This window comes from Actinoplanes sp. CA-015351 (genome assembly GCF_050955685.1).
Classification (GTDB): domain Bacteria; phylum Actinomycetota; class Actinomycetes; order Mycobacteriales; family Micromonosporaceae; genus Actinoplanes.
This window is the reverse complement of the sequence record NZ_CP192102.1, coordinates 5,668,168-5,683,345: the sequence shown is the minus strand read 5'-3', so window position 1 is coordinate 5,683,345 and position 15,178 is coordinate 5,668,168. Positions and strand designations below refer to the sequence as shown.

General features: G+C 68.9%; 14 protein-coding genes. 9 read left to right on the top strand and 5 right to left on the bottom strand.

Translation table 11 applies throughout. The annotated features are described in order from the left end of the window. Window positions 1-95: 95 nt before the first annotated feature. Window positions 96-1,001: a LysR family transcriptional regulator gene (locus tag ACQP2E_RS25960; protein ID WP_433825549.1), complete on the top strand. Its 906-nt coding sequence runs from the start codon at window positions 96-98 to the stop codon at window positions 999-1,001. Here ACQP2E_RS25960 and ACQP2E_RS25955 read toward each other — a convergent pair. After that, a complete protein-coding gene (locus ACQP2E_RS25955; protein WP_433825548.1) occupies window positions 980-2,275 on the bottom strand; it encodes a prolyl oligopeptidase family serine peptidase in 1,296 nt (431 codons plus the stop codon). The two genes, ACQP2E_RS25960 and ACQP2E_RS25955, sit on opposite strands and share 22 nt — an antisense overlap. Before the next feature lie 6 nt (window positions 2,276-2,281). Next, window positions 2,282-2,965, bottom strand: a complete 684-nt coding sequence (locus tag ACQP2E_RS25950; protein ID WP_433825547.1) for an NUDIX domain-containing protein — start codon at window positions 2,963-2,965, stop codon at window positions 2,282-2,284. Between the two features lie 57 nt (window positions 2,966-3,022). On the opposite strand from ACQP2E_RS25950, the gene ACQP2E_RS25945 reads away from it, so the two are divergent. Continuing rightward, a complete protein-coding gene (locus ACQP2E_RS25945; RefSeq protein WP_433825546.1) occupies window positions 3,023-3,778 on the top strand; it encodes a DeoR/GlpR family DNA-binding transcription regulator in 756 nt (251 codons plus the stop codon). 73 nt (window positions 3,779-3,851) lie between these two features. On the opposite strand, the gene ACQP2E_RS25940 is transcribed toward ACQP2E_RS25945, so the two are convergent. After that, on the bottom strand, window positions 3,852-5,756 hold the full coding sequence (locus ACQP2E_RS25940; RefSeq protein ID WP_433825545.1) for a phosphatase PAP2 family protein: 1,905 nt from the start codon (window positions 5,754-5,756) through the stop codon (window positions 3,852-3,854). A gap of 183 nt (window positions 5,757-5,939) precedes the next feature. Here ACQP2E_RS25940 and ACQP2E_RS25935 point away from each other — a divergent pair, with 183 nt between their 5' ends. Together ACQP2E_RS25935 and ACQP2E_RS25930 are read left to right on the top strand one after the other, a co-directional pair. Further along, complete coding sequence (locus ACQP2E_RS25935; protein WP_433825544.1) at window positions 5,940-7,256, top strand: jacalin-like lectin; 1,317 nt, start codon at window positions 5,940-5,942, stop codon at window positions 7,254-7,256. Window positions 7,257-7,339: 83 nt separating this feature from the next. Further along, the gene (locus ACQP2E_RS25930; RefSeq protein WP_433825543.1) at window positions 7,340-8,710 is read left to right on the top strand and encodes a pyridoxal phosphate-dependent decarboxylase family protein; all 1,371 of its coding nucleotides are present in this window, start codon (window positions 7,340-7,342) and stop codon (window positions 8,708-8,710) included. A 1,129-nt stretch (window positions 8,711-9,839) separates the two neighbouring features. On the opposite strand, the gene ACQP2E_RS25925 is transcribed toward ACQP2E_RS25930, so the two are convergent. Next, entirely contained in the window at window positions 9,840-10,544 is a 705-nt protein-coding gene (locus tag ACQP2E_RS25925; RefSeq protein WP_433825542.1) for an ANTAR domain-containing protein, read from the bottom strand. 304 nt (window positions 10,545-10,848) lie between these two features. Between ACQP2E_RS25925 and ACQP2E_RS25920 the strand changes: the two genes are divergently transcribed. Further along, window positions 10,849-11,694, top strand: a complete 846-nt coding sequence (locus ACQP2E_RS25920) for a GAF and ANTAR domain-containing protein (RefSeq protein WP_433825541.1) — start codon at window positions 10,849-10,851, stop codon at window positions 11,692-11,694. A gap of 34 nt (window positions 11,695-11,728) precedes the next feature. Here the strand turns inward: ACQP2E_RS25920 and ACQP2E_RS25915 are convergent, their stop codons facing one another. Beyond that, window positions 11,729-12,142, bottom strand: coding sequence for a hypothetical protein (locus ACQP2E_RS25915; RefSeq protein ID WP_433825540.1), 414 nt, complete (start codon window positions 12,140-12,142; stop codon window positions 11,729-11,731). 134 nt (window positions 12,143-12,276) lie between these two features. Here ACQP2E_RS25915 and ACQP2E_RS25910 point away from each other — a divergent pair, with 134 nt between their 5' ends. Genes ACQP2E_RS25910 through ACQP2E_RS25895 form a run of 4 tightly spaced genes read left to right on the top strand, consistent with a single transcriptional unit; the run spans window position 12,277 to window position 15,091 of the window. Then, window positions 12,277-12,951 carry a dienelactone hydrolase family protein gene (locus tag ACQP2E_RS25910; RefSeq protein WP_433825539.1) on the top strand — a complete coding sequence of 225 codons (675 nt, stop codon included), beginning with the start codon at window positions 12,277-12,279 and terminating at the stop codon, window positions 12,949-12,951. Window positions 12,952-12,977: 26 nt separating this feature from the next. After that, window positions 12,978-13,703, top strand: a complete 726-nt coding sequence (locus ACQP2E_RS25905; protein WP_433825538.1) for an ABC transporter ATP-binding protein — start codon at window positions 12,978-12,980, stop codon at window positions 13,701-13,703. Then, window positions 13,700-14,428: an ABC transporter permease gene (locus ACQP2E_RS25900; RefSeq protein ID WP_433825537.1), complete on the top strand. Its 729-nt coding sequence runs from the start codon at window positions 13,700-13,702 to the stop codon at window positions 14,426-14,428. Before ACQP2E_RS25905 ends, ACQP2E_RS25900 begins: the two co-directional genes overlap by 4 nt. Window positions 14,429-14,470: 42 nt before the next feature. Further along, on the top strand, window positions 14,471-15,091 hold the full coding sequence (locus tag ACQP2E_RS25895) for a TetR family transcriptional regulator (protein WP_433825536.1): 621 nt from the start codon (window positions 14,471-14,473) through the stop codon (window positions 15,089-15,091). The last annotated feature ends 87 nt before the right edge of the window (window positions 15,092-15,178 follow it).

Below are 15,178 nucleotides of genomic sequence, written 5' to 3'. Positions count from 1 at the left end.
CCTTCCGGTTTCGGCAACAGTGTGAGTCCGGGCATCCGGTTAGGAAAAGCGATGCTTTATGAGCGATGCTCTTAAGTTGGGCTAAAGTATCGGCGGTGTTGGAGATCCGTCGTCTGATCCTGCTCCGTGAACTCGCCGTCCGGGGCACGATCGCCGCTGTCGCCGAGGCGCTCAACTTCACCTCGTCCGCCGTGTCGCAGCAGCTCAGCCTGCTGGAGAAGGAGACCGGCACCCAGCTGCTGCGCAAAGCCGGCCGCCGGGTGCAGCTCACTCCGCAGGCCGAGGTCCTGGTCGCCTCGGTGGGCGAGATCCTGGACACCCTGGAGCGCGCCGAGGCCCGGTTGCAGGCCGCCGCGACCCGGGTCACCGGACGGGTGCGGGTCGCGGTCTTCCAGTCGGCGGCACTCGCCTTCATGCCGGCCACCCTGCGGGCCATGGCGCTGCGCTTTCCCGACGTACGCGTCGAGATGGTCCAGCGCGAACCCGAGGAGGCGCTGCGCGAGACCTGGGCGCGCGACTTCGACATGGTCATCGCAGAGCAATACCCGGCTCACGCCGCTCCGCACCATCCTGGCCTCGATCGGCGAGATCTGACCACCGATGCGATCCGGCTGGCGCTCCCCGACCCGGCGGTTTCCCTGCACGAGGTGGACTCGCTGCTGGACGCCCGGCAGATGCCGTGGGTGATGGAGCCACGCGGCGCCGCGTCCCGGCACTTCGCCGAGCAGCTGTGCCGGCGGGCCGGTTTCGAGCCGGACGTCCGGTACGAGACCGCCGACCTGCAGGCCCACATGCGGCTTGTCGAGTCCGGCAACGCGGTCGCGCTCATCCCGGACCTGGTGTGGGCGGGCCGGGAGACGTCCTGCCGGCTTCTCGACCTGGACGGACTGCCGCGGCGGACGATCTTCACGGCGCAGCGGCTGGCCGGGGCGGCTTCACCGGCGGCGAGGGCCCTGCGGGAGGCCCTCGCCGAGGCGGTTCAGCCTCCGCAGGGCGGGTAGTTTCCGCGTACCCCAATGGTGAAGCGACAACCGAAGGTCGCGGCAGCGACAGTGCGCCGATCCAGGATCGCGTCGCCCGCGGGACGGCGGCCGGTCTCGACCCAGCGGACCAGATCGTCGAAGCCCTGGCGCAGCTCGGGCTGGGTAAAGCCGCAGTGCGTGACGTCGCGGATGGCGCGGGAGACGAAGTTGCGGCCGTGCGACTCGCGGGCGTAGTACTGCTCCATCGAGAACGGGACGAAGAGATCGCCGATCCCGTGCAGCGAGAGAACCGGGATCCGCGGCTTGCCGGCGACCACCGGCACGTCCGCTGTGGTGGTCCGGCGGACGCGCAGAACGTCGGCGTTGAGCTTCTTCTCCGTTGCCGTCAGCCGGCGGGTGTCGGTCGAGCGGTACAGCGTGTGCCGGTTGTCGACGGATCCGGCGGTCAGGCTCGGGTAGAAGCTGAACAGGAACGGGACGCCGCCCTGTGCTGCCGCGTTCCAATATGCCAAAGCCGCGTCGAATCCGGGCCGCTCGCCGCCGCTGCGCCGCTCGACGACGCCGGACCAGGTACGGCCGGCGTCGGTGAGGCCGGTCGTCACGCCCAGGGCGGGGATGATCTTTGATAGTTGGGCGCCGAACGCGGGTGAGGCGGGGAAGTCTGTCCTTACGCCGGTGAGTGCGGCGGCGGTGACCGTGGTGTCCAGGAAGTAGTCGAACAGTTCGACGTCGCCGAGCACCCCGCAGGTCGGCATCGCGCCGGCGAACGTGCGCGGGTACTTCTCGATCGCGACGGCGGTGACGTGGCCGCCCATCGACGCGCCGGTGATGTAGACCTTCCGTGCCGTGGCGCCGGTGGCCTGCCGGAACACGTCGATCAGCGCGTGCGTGTCGGTCACGCCCTGCGACACGTCGTAGCCGTTGGTGCCGTAACTGGAGGCCGCCCACGCGAAGCCGCGCTCGATGTAGTGCGCGCGCAGCGCCGGGTTGTCGACGAAGACGGTGGTCCCGTTGCCCCGGAAGCCGTGCGCGTAGACGACGAGCCGGCCGTTCCAGCGTTTCGGCTTCTCGATCCGGTACGCCGCGCCGTCCTTGATCCCGGTCCAGATCCGGGCGCCGGCCAGCGCTTCGAAGGGTGTGCCGTCGATGTTGCACGCCGGGTCGGCGACCACGTATCCGGGCAGGCCAGGTGCGGGCGCCTGGCAGGCAGCCTGCGCTGCGGCCTGGACTGCGGCCTGGGCTGGTGCGGCGGGCAGGAGAAGGGCGAGGGCGAGCGCGGCACGACCGATCATCGGTGTTTACCTCCCGGTAACATCCAATGGGCGGCGTCGATGTGTGTCAAGGGCCTTCCATTGGATCAACATGATCGTTTTGGCGTCGGCGATCTCGCCTGTCTCGATCATCTTGAGCGCGTCGGCGAGTGGAATCTCGACGGCCTCGATGTCCTCGCCGTCCTCGACCAGGCCACCGCCGTCGCCGACGCGTTGTGCCGGGCTGTAGGTGGCCGCGAAACAGTGAACCTTTTCGGTCACCGATCCCGGGCTCATCCACACGCTGAAGACCGGCTCCAGCTCGCCGATCGCGACGCCCAGCTCCTCGCTCGCCTCCCGGCGGATCGCCGCTGCCGGGTCGTCGCCGTCGAGCAGCCCGGCGGCTGTTTCGACGAACATGCCGTCCGGGTGCCCGTTCACGTAGACCGGGAACCGGAACTGCCTGGTCAGCAGGACGGTGTCGCGTGCCGGGTCGTGGAGCAGCACTGTCGCGCCGTCGCCCCGGTCGTAGGTTTCCCGCTGCTGCCGGCTCCACTGCCCGTCACGGCCTCGGTAGTCGTACGTTGTCCGGCGCAGGACGTGCCACGCGGTGGCGAGCAGCTCCACGTCCCGGATCACCACGTCCGGGTTGCCGGTGAGGTCGCGTCCCGTCCGGTCCAGGCCGGTGCGGCCACGGGCGTCAGGGATGTCGATGCCGCTTCGGTTAGTCATGGTGAGAACGTACACTCGAAACACGTAACAGTCGACAACACCAAGGAGAAACGCGCAATGTTGCCAGCGGAGCGACGCGACTACCTGCTGGCCCGGCTGCATGCCGACGGCAAAATCGTGGCCAAGGACATGGCCGCCGAGCTGGGTGTCGCCGAGGACAACATCCGGCGTGACCTGCGGGAGATGGCGACGGCGGGTCTGTGCCAGCGGGTCTACGGCGGGGCGCTGCCGGTCTCCGCGGCGGTGGCGGACTACGCCTCCCGGGCCGCTGTCGCCACGTCGAGCAAGGAACGGGTGGCGGCGGCCGCGGCCGCGCTGATCCGCCCCGGCGCGACGGTCCTGCTCGACGGCGGGACGACGGCTCTGGCGGTGACGGCGGCCCTGCCCCACGATCTGCGCGCGACGATCGTGACGCACAGCCCGACGGTGGCGGCGGCGCTGGTCGGCCATCCGGCGGTGGAGGTCTACGTGCTGGGCGGCCGCCTCTTCAAGCACTCGGCGGTGACGTCGGGAGCCGCGGCGGCGGAGGCGGCCCAGCGGGTGACGGCGGACCTCTTCCTGCTGGGAGTGACGGGCGTGCACCACGAGGCCGGGCTGACGACCGGCGACGCCGACGAGGCAGCGATGAAGCGAATCCTGGCCGCCCGAGCTGCCGACGTCTACGTGCTGGCCAGCAGCGAGAAGATCGGCGCGGCCTCACCGTTCGTGGTGCTGCCCGCGACCGAGGTGTCCGGTGTGATCACCGACGCGCCCGCCACGCACCCGGTGCTGACCGCATTGACTCAGGCCGGGACTCCGATCATCCCGGCCTGAGGCCGGCTGGTGCTCGTGGTCGCTTGCCGGGCTTGGCGGCGACCGCGAGCACGAGCCGGCCTGGGGTGGTGGGTCAGGCCTTGCGCAGGCGGACGGCGACCGTGTCGTTCTGGTGGATCAGTTCGGCCTGGTAGCCGGGGGTGGTCACCACGAGCTTGGCGAAGCGGCCGCGGATCTTGCGGGCCTTCAGCACCGGGATGGCCTTGGAGGCGTCGAACTTCTTGTCCGGGGTCACGGCGATCTCGAGAACCGTGCCGGCGCCGACCGTGGCCTCCTCGTGGACGGTGAGCGGAGCGGCGCCGTGCGGGCGTACCGTCGCCGAGAGGGTGCCGGCGCGCAGGCGCAGCTCGCCACCGATGTGGACCTTCTCCGCCGTGAGGCGCAGCGTGCCGCCGGTGACCGTGACGTCGCCCGAGCCGAGCGCGTTCTTCGCGGCCGCGACCAGGGTGCCCTCGGCGATCGTGGTGCCGCCCTGGTACTCGTTGTCGCCGGCCAGGGTCAGCGCGCCGGTGCCCAGCTTGATCAGGCCGCCGCGGCCCTCGATGTCGTTGCGCCAGGTGTCCGCCGCCGAGAAGCCGCCGGCCGTGGCGTCCAGGCTGACCGCGACAGTGGCGTCGAACGCGGCGTAACCGTCGGCCGCGGTGAACAGGTCGAGGCGGCCCCACTGCTCGCCGCCGTCCAGCAGCGGGTTACCGGCGGCCAGGCCGGTGGTGCGCAGGACCTCGCGGCGCTGCGCGGCGTCCAGGTACGGCAGGCGGGTCTCGAGCAGGACCTCGGCACCCTTCGGCACCGTGAAGGCGGCGCGGTTGCGGGTGCGCGGGAGGCCGTACGTCTGCTTCGGTTTCACGATGGCGGCGTTGCGTGCGCGGTCCGCGTACCCATCGCTGGTGATCGAAGAGTGAGCGTAGGCGAAGAGGTCTCCACCGACCTGGGTCTGGAAGTAGGCAAGCGCCTGGGCGCGCGCCTCGGCTTTGAGGGTCGCGTTGGCCGCGTCGCCGAGGATGGCGGCGGCGAGCGCGGTACCGAGGATGCGGCCACCGATGACGTCGGCCGGGGAGTGCATGCCGGCGATGATCCGGGTCTCGGCCAGATCGTAGGCCGCGGTGATCATCTCCTGGAAGCGCTCCGGGACCGCGTAGGCGAGGGCGATCGAGGCGAGGTAGAGCGCGTTGGTGTGGCCGCTGACATAACCGCCGTCCTCGGCCGGGTTCGTGCTGCGCTGGCGGAGCAGCTGCGGGACGACGACGGTGTCCGACTCGTAGACCGGGAAGCCCAGCGCGTCGATCTCGCCGGTGGGCACGACCTCGCTGTCGGCGTTCATCCGCCACGGGCGCGGGTACTGGTAGGAGAACTTCGACGGGTTGCCCGACGAGTAGTTGCCGCGCAGCGTGTTGACCAGGGTGACGACCTTGCCGAGCGCGGAGCTGGGGGAGCCGGCGCCGATGGCCGAGCCTGCCGGGGCGCCGGCCGGGACCGCGTCGCTGATCGTGGTGGCCGGGGTGGTCGCCGGGGCTGAGGTGATGCTGGTGACGGCGAGCGCGCCCGCCTTGTAGACGTCGGCGAGCGGGCCGAGGCCGGCGATCACCGAGTAGCTCTGGTGCTGGCGGTCCACGACGAACGCGCGGGCGGCCTCGGCGTCGGTGCGCTCGTGCGTGGTCTTGACGCAGTAGCGGACGTTGGCGCGCAGGAAGGCCTGGTCGAGGACGGTGCCGGTGTTCCAGGCGGTGCCGGTGGACCAGACCTGCTTCATGCCGGTGAGGATCCGGACGGCGGCGTTGGTCTCGGCGGTGAGGTTCGCCGTGATGTTCGTCTGGTAGCTGTCCACGAAGGCTGCCGCAGCGGTTTCTGCTGTTGTTGCTGCTTGTGTCGTCGCTGTCGCTGTCGCTGTCGCGCTTGTGGACAGGAGTTGCGGGCCGGCGAGCAGGCCGGCTGTTCCGGCGGCGGAGGCGCGCAGCAGGCTACGGCGGCTGAGATTCATGGGGGAGCTCCAAGCTGGTCGGCAAGATCGAGCTCAGCTTTCGTGTGCCCGGCTAAGGCTCTCCCAATTTCCTATGTTGTGAACGTGAACAAATCTTAAAGCAGCAGCTCAGCTCGGTTCCGTAACTCGACGTTCGCCGATTGACTCTTCCCTCCGGCCTGGGCCTTTGGTTACCGTCCGGTAATGCTTCGCCAGGGAATCCTCGCGACCGGCGTTCTCGCCGCCGCCCTGCTAGCCGTCCCCACTCCTGCCCATGCCGCCAGCGGATCCTTCGACGTGCTCACCTACAACGTCGCCGGCCTGCCGGAACTGCTCTCCAGCGCCGAGGTCGACCGGGAGACCGCGACCACCGCGATCGGTCAGCGCCTCGAACCGTACGAAGTGGTTCAGGTCCAGGAGGACTTCAACTACCACGCCTATCTGTACGCGGCGGACACCACGCACGCGTACCGGACGCCGACAAGCGGGGGCGCGGGCATCGGGTCCGGGCTCAACACTCTGTCCACGTTGCCGTACGACACCGACGACTTCGAGCGTGGTGACTGGGATTCCTGTCAGCTCGACTCCGGGGACTGTCTTACGCCGAAGGGGTTCACGTTCGCGCGTACCCGGGTTGCCGATGGCGTTTACGTCGACTTCTACAACCTGCACACGAATGCCGGGACCAACGCGGGTGACCAGGAGTCGCGTGCCTCGAATCTGAGTCAGCTCACCGCTTTCATCGCGTCGCATTCGGCCGGGAACGCGGTGATCGTGATGGGGGACACGAACACGCGGTACACCCGGGCCGCCGACACGATCCGGGACTTCAACACCGCCAACGGGCTCACCGACGCCTGGGTGAAACTGGAGCGCGGCGGGGTCGCCCCGGCCGCCGGTGCCGACGCGCTGCTCTGTGACGCGGCGGCGATCACCGACACGTGCGAGGTGGTCGACAAGGTTCTCTATCGGAGCAGCCGGTCCGTCACGTTGAACGCTGTCGGGTATCACAACGAGCACGCCGGATTCGTCACCACCGACGGGCTGATGCTGTCCGACCACTTCCCGATCAGTACCTCGTTCAGCTGGGCCTCGAACCCGGCGTACCAGGTGAGTGAGCAGTTCGGCGGGCCGCACGGGGATCACTACAACGACATCAACGCGGCGGGGCCGCTCCGCTCGATCGGGCTGCGTGCCGGGACTCGTGTCGATCAGGTCTCGGCGACGCTTGCCAGCGGGACCGTGCTGGCGCACGGCGGGACCGGGGGGACGGCCAAGACGCTGGTGCTCGGCAGTGGTGAATACGTGACGAGTGCCTATGCCTGCCGTGGGGTTTACAGCGGGCGTACTCGGATCTTCTACGCGCGGTTCACCACTAATTTCGGTAACAGCATTGCTGGTGGGACGACTACGCCGGACTGTGTGACGCGGACCGCCCCGGCCGGTATGCAGATCGCGGGCTTCCACGGGCGATCCGGAACGGCAGTGGACAAGGTGGGGTTCATCTACACGCCTCGGTGATCTGGGTTTTCTTGCTGGTCAGGGGCCAGCGTTCGTGAAGTGGACCGCGACGGGTCGCCGGTGGGGGATTTACGTTCGCAGACGTGGATCCATTACTCGCCGGCGACCTCGCCGCATTTCCTGAACTGTTGCAGTCCACTCGTGATTACGCGACGCGGTTGCTGCTCGATATCGACGAGCGGGCGGTGGCGCGTGGTTCCGGGACATTGAGTCCTGCGCCACTCCCTTTTGACGGTGCCGGCGCGGCCGGTGCTCTCGCATTGTTCGGGGAGCGCTGGGCGCCGGGTTTCTCCGGCAGCGCCGGGCCGCGCTATCTCGGCTTCGTCACCGGCGGCGTCACTCCGGCCGCGCTCGCCGGCGACTGGCTGACCGGAACGCTCGACCAGAACGGGTCGAACCGGTCCGGCTCGTCGGCCGCCGACCTCGAGGACGAGACGGTCGGATGGCTGCGGGACATGTTCCATCTCGGTCAGGACTTCACGGGCACGTTCGTCTCCGGCGCGACCATGTCGAACACCGTCGGCCTCGCCATCGGCCGGGAGTGGCTGGGGGAGCAGCTCGGGGTCGAGGTCGCACGCCAGGGCGTGGGGGCGCTCGGCCCGGTAACGGTGCTGTCGGGCACACCGCACTCCAGCGTGGTCAAGGCGCTGGCGATGCTCGGAATCGGTCGTGACTCCTTGCGTCTGGTGCCCACGCTGGAGGGCCGGGAGGCTGTCGACGTCGCGGCCCTTTCGTCTCTGCTCGATGAACTCGGCGGGCGTCCGGCCATCGTTGTCGCCAATGCGGGAACGGTCAACACCGTCGACTTCGATGATCTGCGGGCGATCGCCGCACTGCGTTCCCGGTATCCGTTCTGGTTGCATGTCGACGCGGCGTTCGGCGCTTTCGCGGCCCTCTCACCGTCGCATTCTCATTTGGTCGACGGCTTGGAGTTGGCGGACTCGGTCTGTGTAGATCTGCACAAGTGGCTGAATGTTCCGTACGACTCGGCCGTGCAGTTCACCCGGCGTCGTGACCTTCAGGTCCGGGTGTTCCAGAATGCCGCCGCTTATCTCGGTGACCCCGGTCCGAACCCTGATCATGTGCATCTCACGCCGGAGAACTCGCGCCGTCTACGGGCGCTTGCGGCGTGGTTCACCCTCGCCGCCTACGGCGTCGGCGGGCATCGGGAGATCGTGGAGCGCGACATCGCGGCGGCGCATCTTCTCGGCGAGCGGCTCGCGGCTGTGCCGGGGGTCAAGCTCCTTTCCCCGGTACGCCTCAATGTCGTCTGCTTCACCTTTGCCGGTGATGTGGGGCGGGCTGTCGAGGCTGTCGCGGAGTCGGGTGAAGCATTCTTGACGCCGACGGTTTATCGGGGGGTTCCGGCGTTGAGGGCGGCTTTCAGTAATTGGCGGACCACTAGTGAGGATGTGGAGCGGGTGGTGGAGGTTTTACGCAAGCACTTGGTGTGAGCCGGGTTGGGGCGGGGTTTGCGTTGCGGGGTTGTGGTGTTGGGTGGCGTTTTCCGGTTTCGCTTTTCGGTTTCGCTTTTCCGATTCCGCTTTTTTGCGTGGTTGGGGCGCACGGTGGGCTCTGGGTTGGGCTTTGTTGGCGTGGTTGGGAGCCCACGGTGGGCTCTGGGTTGGGCTTTGTTTGGCGTGGCTGGGGGCCCACGGTGGGCTCTGGTTGGGCTTGGTTCGGCGTGGTTGGGAGCCCACGGTGGGCTCTGGGTTGGGCTTGGTTCGGCGTGGATGAGGGCCCACGGTGGGCTCTGGATTGGCCGAGGTTTGGCTGGGTGAGGGCCCACCGTGTGCCCTTGATTGCGCTTGGCCGGCCGAGGGGTGATCGATCGAGCCGCGCTGGTTGCTCGTCGTCGGTGGGACGCAGGATGGATAGGAGCGCACGGAACGGTTCTGTGCGTTCTCGTCTACGCCATAGCCGTGATGTGGGCACACGGACGGCAACGGTGTGGTTTCGTCCACGCTTTTCCGCGCGATTGTGTGCGCTGGTCCACGTGGCGCCGGGTCACCGTGTTCCCTCAACTCGCTCGGGCCACTGCGCCGCTTGATCCGACCCATGCGGCGGCACGGTGATGGCCGCCGGCCGGGGCGCCCGCTCGGCAGTCGCGTTGATGGTCGCAGTCGGCTCGCCGTCGCCGTCGTGGTCGTGGGGGCTGGCGCGGTCGATCTTGCTTTCCCGCAGATCTTGAGTCATTTGCGACCCAGGCGTCTACAAAGGCTCAAGATCCCGCTGGGCGCTGGGCGCTGGGCGCTGGGCGCTGGGCGCTGGGCGCTGGGCGCTGGGCGCTGGGCGCTGGGCGCTGGGCGCTGGGCGCTGGGCGCTGGGCGTCGCTTGTGCCGTCGGGTTGGTGTGGGCTGGCAAACACGCCGTCAGGGGGGCAGGCGCCGGGTGGTGGGCCAGGCGGGAAGGGCGGCGGGTCAGCGGGCCAGGTGGGCTGGGTGGGCCAGGTGGGCCAGGTGGGCTAGGTGGGCTAGGTGGGAAGGGTGGTGGCTGGGTGGGCTAGGTGGGCCAGGTGGGCTAGGTGGGAAGGGTGGTGGCTGGGTGGGCCAGGTGGGAAGGGTAGTGGGGTGGGTGGGTGGGTTAGGGGCGGGAGGCTCGGGTTACCAAGGTGGCGGCTACGTCGCGGAGTTTGCGGTTTGCGGCCTGGGAGGCCTTGGACAGGATGGTGAAGGCCTCGTCCGCCGTGCACCTGCGCTGGCTCATGATGATGCCCTTGGCCTGTTCGATCACGGCTCGGCTCTCCATCGCCAGCTGCATCTGGCGGGCCAGGGCTGCCGTCGTGTCGTACAAGTGGGCGTTCGCCAGGGAGACCGCCGCGTAGCCTGCGAACGTTTCGGCCAGGACCACTGAGTCGGCGTCGAAGGCTTGGGCGGAGGCGGCGTAGATGTTCAGGGCGCCGGTCGCCGTCTCGTGGATGGGCAGGCCCACCGAGAGGGCGCTGTGTACGCCCACCGAGCCGGCGTGGTCCTGCCAGCCCGGCCAGCGGTTCTCGGCGCGGACGTCGTCGACGAGCAGGGTGGAGCGTTCGGCGGCGGCGGCGAGGCAGGGGCCGCAGCCGTTCTCGTACTGCCACTTGTCGATCCAGAGGGCGGCGTCGCCAGTGCAGGCCACGGTGCGCGGGCCGTCGGTGCGGATCAGGGTCACCGAGACCTCGTGGGCGCCGGGTACGGCACGTTTCGCCAGGGTCGCGACCTGGTCGAGGACGCCTTCGAGGTCGGTGTCGCCCAGGGTGATCCGGCCCAGCTCGTGCAGGGCTGCGGTGGGATCGGCCAGGTCAGGCGTCATGAGTTCGAGTCTGGGTCACGTCGAGCGAGAACGTCGTGAGTTCAAGAACGGGGAGAACCCAAACAGCGGCATACCCCGACAACCTCCCCACTAACGGGTGAGTACCCGCCGGTGTCCGCCTCGCGGAGGTTCTTGGGTATTATCTGCCAACTGCGGCCGAAGTCGTCCATCGACATCGGCCAACCAGCGTCAAGCAGCGGCGCGGATCCGGCGGCCACACCACGTGGTTGTCCGGGCAGCACCACCGGTAACCGACGCGAGCCGCATTCGGCGGATCGCGCACCGCTGCGGGGATCCTCTGACGTTGAAGGCGCACGACCCGACCGATTCCTTCGCGGAACTCGGCCGCATCTTTGCGGAACTAGGCCGCATCAAGCTGGGCGAGACCGACCTCAACGGTGTGCTGCACCAGGTCGCTGATCTCGCCCGGCGGACTCTGCCTGGCGCCGACCAGGTGTCCATCACCATGATCCGTGACGGCGAGGCGTACACGGCGGCGCACACCAGCGCGGCCACGCTGATGCTGGATGAGCGGCAGTACGAACGGTCCGGCGGCCCCTGCCTCACGGCAGCGCACGACACGAAGACGGCAGCGCACGACACGAAGACGGCAGCGCCCGGCCCGACGACGGCGGCGCACGACACCACGACGACGGCGCCCGGCACGACGACGGCGCCCGGCCCGACGACGACGGCGCCCGGCCCGACGACGGTTGCGGTTCTGGATGCCGCTAACGACGACCGCTGGGATGGCTGGCCGAAGCTGGCCGCGGCAGCCGGGTTCGGCAGTGTGCTGTCGGTCGGGCTGCCGATCGTGGAGGGCATGGCCGGCGCGCTCAACCTGTACGGCGAACGGCCGCACGCGTTCGATGACGACGCCGTGACCCTGGCGCAGACCTTCGTCCGGTACGCGGCGGTGGCGCTCGGCAACGCGCACCTCTACGACAGCACCGTGAACCTGGCTCAGCACATGCAGGCCGCGATGGAGAGCCGGGCCGTGATCGAGCAGGCCAAGGGCATCATCATGGGCGAGCGGCGGTGCAGCGCCGACGAGGCGTTCGGCATCCTCACGAAGGTGTCCCAGGACAGCAACCGCAAGCTGCGTGACGTGGCGGCGGCGCTTGTGGACCGTACCCAGCGGGCTCCTTGATCTTGGCGTGGGCGCCTGGCGGCAACGGGGGTTGTCAGGCGCTCACGTCGAGCCGTCCGCGTCGTGCGCCCTGCTGGTCGAGGTGGCGCAGCGCCGGTTCGAGGTATCCGGCGACCGGGTTGCGCCCGCCGTTGCGGTCGTACCGCCGGGAAAGGTCCTTGAGGTAGACCTCGGTCACCTCCTGGCCGGGGGCGAGTGTGCCGGTGGCGCGGTCGGCGGCGATGGCGGCGGCCAATGAGTTGATCCATCCGGCGTTGACGTCGCCGGGTTTGATCTGCTGACCGGTGGCCTGCAGGATCAGTTCCCGATCACGATCGGTCAGCGACGCGGCGTCCTCGCGGGCGTGGTGGTTGCGGTCCCGCGCGGGCCGGGCCGGGCCTGCCGGAGGGGCCGGCTGGCTGCGGTTCAACCGGGAAATGGACATGGCGGCCTCGACTCCCGTAAGCACTCTTCCTCCTCCTGATCGGTGCCGCGCGACCCCTGCTGAGACAAACGAAGACCCCTGCTGAGACAAACGAAGACCCCCGCTGAGGCAAACCGAAAAGGCGTATATCAGCAGCTCGGACGGGTAATCCTCGGGTCATGACCAGTTGGAGAACTGAGGAACGGATCGAGGTCGGCGGCGTACGCCTGAACGGCGACCTGTGTCTGCCGGAGCACCCCGCCGGGCTGATCGTTTTCGCCCATGGCAGCAGCGACTCCCGGCTCAGCCCGCGCAACCAGATCGTCGCGACGGAACTGCACGAGTACGGGTTCGCCACGCTGCTCGCCGACCTGCTGACGCCGGAGGAGGAGCTGGTGGACGCGCGTACCGGTCAGATGCGAACCGACGTCGGTGTTCTCGCCGACCGGGTGATCGGGCTCATCGACTGGGCGCGGGACAACCCGCCGACGGCGGCGCTGACACTCGGACTGTTCGGTGCGAGCACCGGCGTCGGCGCGGCGCTGGTCGCGGCGGCGGCCCGGCCCGAGGCGGTACGCGCGATCGTCTCCCGCGGTGGCCGCCCCGACCTGGCCGGCCCGGCCCTGCTGGAGGTACGCGCACCCACGATGTTCCTGGTCGGCGAGAAGGACATCGAGGTGCTCGATCTCAACGAGCAGGCCCGCAACACCATGCGGATCAGCGCGGAGATGCGGGTGATCGCGGGCGCCTCGCACCTGTTCTCCGAGCCGGGCGCCCTGGACCAGGTGGCGGAGGAGGCGGCCGGCTTCTTCCAATCGCACATGGCGCCAGAAATTCATCACCTGTTGAATTAGCGCGGACATCGGCATACCTTGACACCATGTCCGACAACGCGATCGAGGTCCGGGACCTCGTGATCAAACGCGGAAAGAGAATCGTCCTCAACGGCTTCACCTGCACCATCCCGCACGGCAGCGTCACCGGCCTGCTCGGACCGAGCGGCAGCGGCAAGACGACGCTGATGCGGGCCATCGTCGGCGTCCAACTGATCAAAGAAGGTCGGGTGACCGTCCTGGGCCACCCGGCCGGCTCGGCGCCGCTGCGCCGCCGGATCGGGTATGTGACACAGGCGCCGAGTGTCTACGCCGACTTGACCGTCCGGGAGAACGCCCGGTACTTCGCCAGCCTCTACCGGCTGACCGCCAAGGACGCCGACGCCGCGATCGAGGCGGTCGGCCTGTCCGGCCACGCCGGCCAGCTCGTCGCCGACCTCTCCGGCGGGCAGCGCAGCCGCGCCTCGCTGGCCTGCGCGATCGTCGGCCGGCCCGACGTCCTGGTGCTCGACGAGCCGACCGTGGGCCAGGACCCGGTGCTGCGCGACGAGCTGTGGGACCAATTCCGCCGGCTCGCCGCCGACGGCGCCACCGTGCTCGTCTCCAGCCACGTGATGGACGAGGCGAACCGCTGCGACCGGCTGCTGCTGATCCGCGAGGGCGTGCTGATCGCCGACGACACCCCGGCCGCGGTCAAGCGGTCCGCCGGCACCGACGACCTCGACCAGGCCTTTCTCCGCCTGATCCGCGACCAGAAGCTGGCCACCACATGATCCTGGCGAGCACCATCCGGCGGATACTCACCCAGCTGCGGCACGACCCGCGGACCATCGCGATGATCATCGTGGTGCCCACGCTTCTGATCACGCTCATCTATTTCATGTACGAGGGGACGCCCGGCGCCTTCGACCGGATCGCCCTGATCATGCTCGGCGTCTTCCCGTTCATCGTGATGTTCCTGATCACCAGCATCGCGATGCTCCGCGAGCGCACCAACGGCACCCTCGAACGACTCTTCACCACCCCGGTCGGCAAGCTCGACCTGCTTTTCGGGTACGGCGTCGCGTTCGGTCTCGCGGCGGCCCTGCAAGCGGCTGTCGCGGCCGGTTTCGCCTATGGCGTGCTCGGCATGGAGACCGCCGGAAGCCTCGGCCTCGTCATCCTGATCGCCGTGGCCAACGCCGTGCTCGGTGTCGCCCTCGGCCTGCTGTGCAGCGCGTTCGCGCGTACCGAGTTCCAGGCGGTGCAGTTCATGCCGGTCGTGGCGGCGCCCCAGCTGCTGCTCTGCGGGCTCTTCGTGGCCCGCGACCAGATGGCCGGATGGCTGCAAGCGATCAGCAACGCGCTGCCGCTGTCGTACTCCGTGGAGGCGCTCACCGAGGTCGGCGCGCACGCCGAGGCCACCGGAACCATGTGGCGTGATCTGATCGTGGTGGCAGGCGCGATCATCGTCGCACTCGCCCTCGGTGCGGCGACCTTGCGGCGCCGGACGGGATGAGATCAACTGCTGTGAGCGTACGCAAGAAGGGGTTGAGAAAGAGTGCGACGGACCGGACGCCGTCCCGGTAACCCGGACACCCGCGAAGCGATCCTGGCGGCAGCACGCAGCGCGTTCGCCGAAAAGGGATATGACGGCGCCTCGATCCGTGCCATCGCGACCAGTGCCGGAGTCGATCCGGCGCTGGTGCATCACTACTTCGGCTCTAAGGACAAGCTCTTCCTGGCGACGATGAACTCGCCGATGGACCCGCTCGACCTGATCACCGAGGCGGCGGCGGGCTCGCGTGACGAGATCGGCGAAAAGTTCGTCCGGGCGTTCCTGGTCATCTGGGACGGCCCAGCGGGTGCCGCCGGTGTGGCGCTGCTGCGCTCGACGGTCGGTAACGAGTGGGCGACCACGATGTTCCGCGAGTTCATCATCACCCAGATCCTGCGCCGGGCCGTGCCGAAACTCGGCCTCGACGAGGCGGAGGGGCAGCTGCGCGTCACGTTCGCGGCCAGTCAGATGGTCGGGATGGCGATGGCCCGGTACGTGATCAAGGTGGAGCCGCTGGCGTCCGCGCCGATCGACGTGGTCGTGGCGGCGATCGGGCCGACCGTGCAGCGTTACCTCACTGGGAACCTGCCGGGGGTGTTCGACGGTACCGGTGCCGGCGGATGATCCTCAGCCGTTTCGGGGTTCCTGCCGATCTGCAGGGTGACCGCCCGCATCAGCACCCCGGAGGTTCACCCGTTGTCGCGTTGGAAA

Excerpts from the sequence above, each read along its gene's own strand:
- ACQP2E_RS25940 (WP_433825545.1), bottom strand. The coding sequence starts at position 5,756 with ATGAATCTCAGCCGCCGTAGCCTGCTGCGCGCCTCCGCCGCCGGAACA.
- ACQP2E_RS25950 (WP_433825547.1), bottom strand. The coding sequence starts at position 2,965 with ATGACTAACCGAAGCGGCATCGACATCCCTGACGCCCGTGGCCGCACC.
- ACQP2E_RS25955 (WP_433825548.1), bottom strand. The coding sequence starts at position 2,275 with ATGATCGGTCGTGCCGCGCTCGCCCTCGCCCTTCTCCTGCCCGCCGCA.
- ACQP2E_RS25905 (WP_433825538.1), top strand. The coding sequence starts at position 12,978 with ATGTCCGACAACGCGATCGAGGTCCGGGACCTCGTGATCAAACGCGGA.
- ACQP2E_RS25900 (WP_433825537.1), top strand. The coding sequence starts at position 13,700 with ATGATCCTGGCGAGCACCATCCGGCGGATACTCACCCAGCTGCGGCAC.
- ACQP2E_RS25910 (WP_433825539.1), top strand. The coding sequence starts at position 12,277 with ATGACCAGTTGGAGAACTGAGGAACGGATCGAGGTCGGCGGCGTACGC.
- ACQP2E_RS25945 (WP_433825546.1), top strand. The coding sequence starts at position 3,023 with ATGTTGCCAGCGGAGCGACGCGACTACCTGCTGGCCCGGCTGCATGCC.
- ACQP2E_RS25925 (WP_433825542.1), bottom strand. The coding sequence starts at position 10,544 with ATGACGCCTGACCTGGCCGATCCCACCGCAGCCCTGCACGAGCTGGGC.
- ACQP2E_RS25935 (WP_433825544.1), top strand. The coding sequence starts at position 5,940 with ATGCTTCGCCAGGGAATCCTCGCGACCGGCGTTCTCGCCGCCGCCCTG.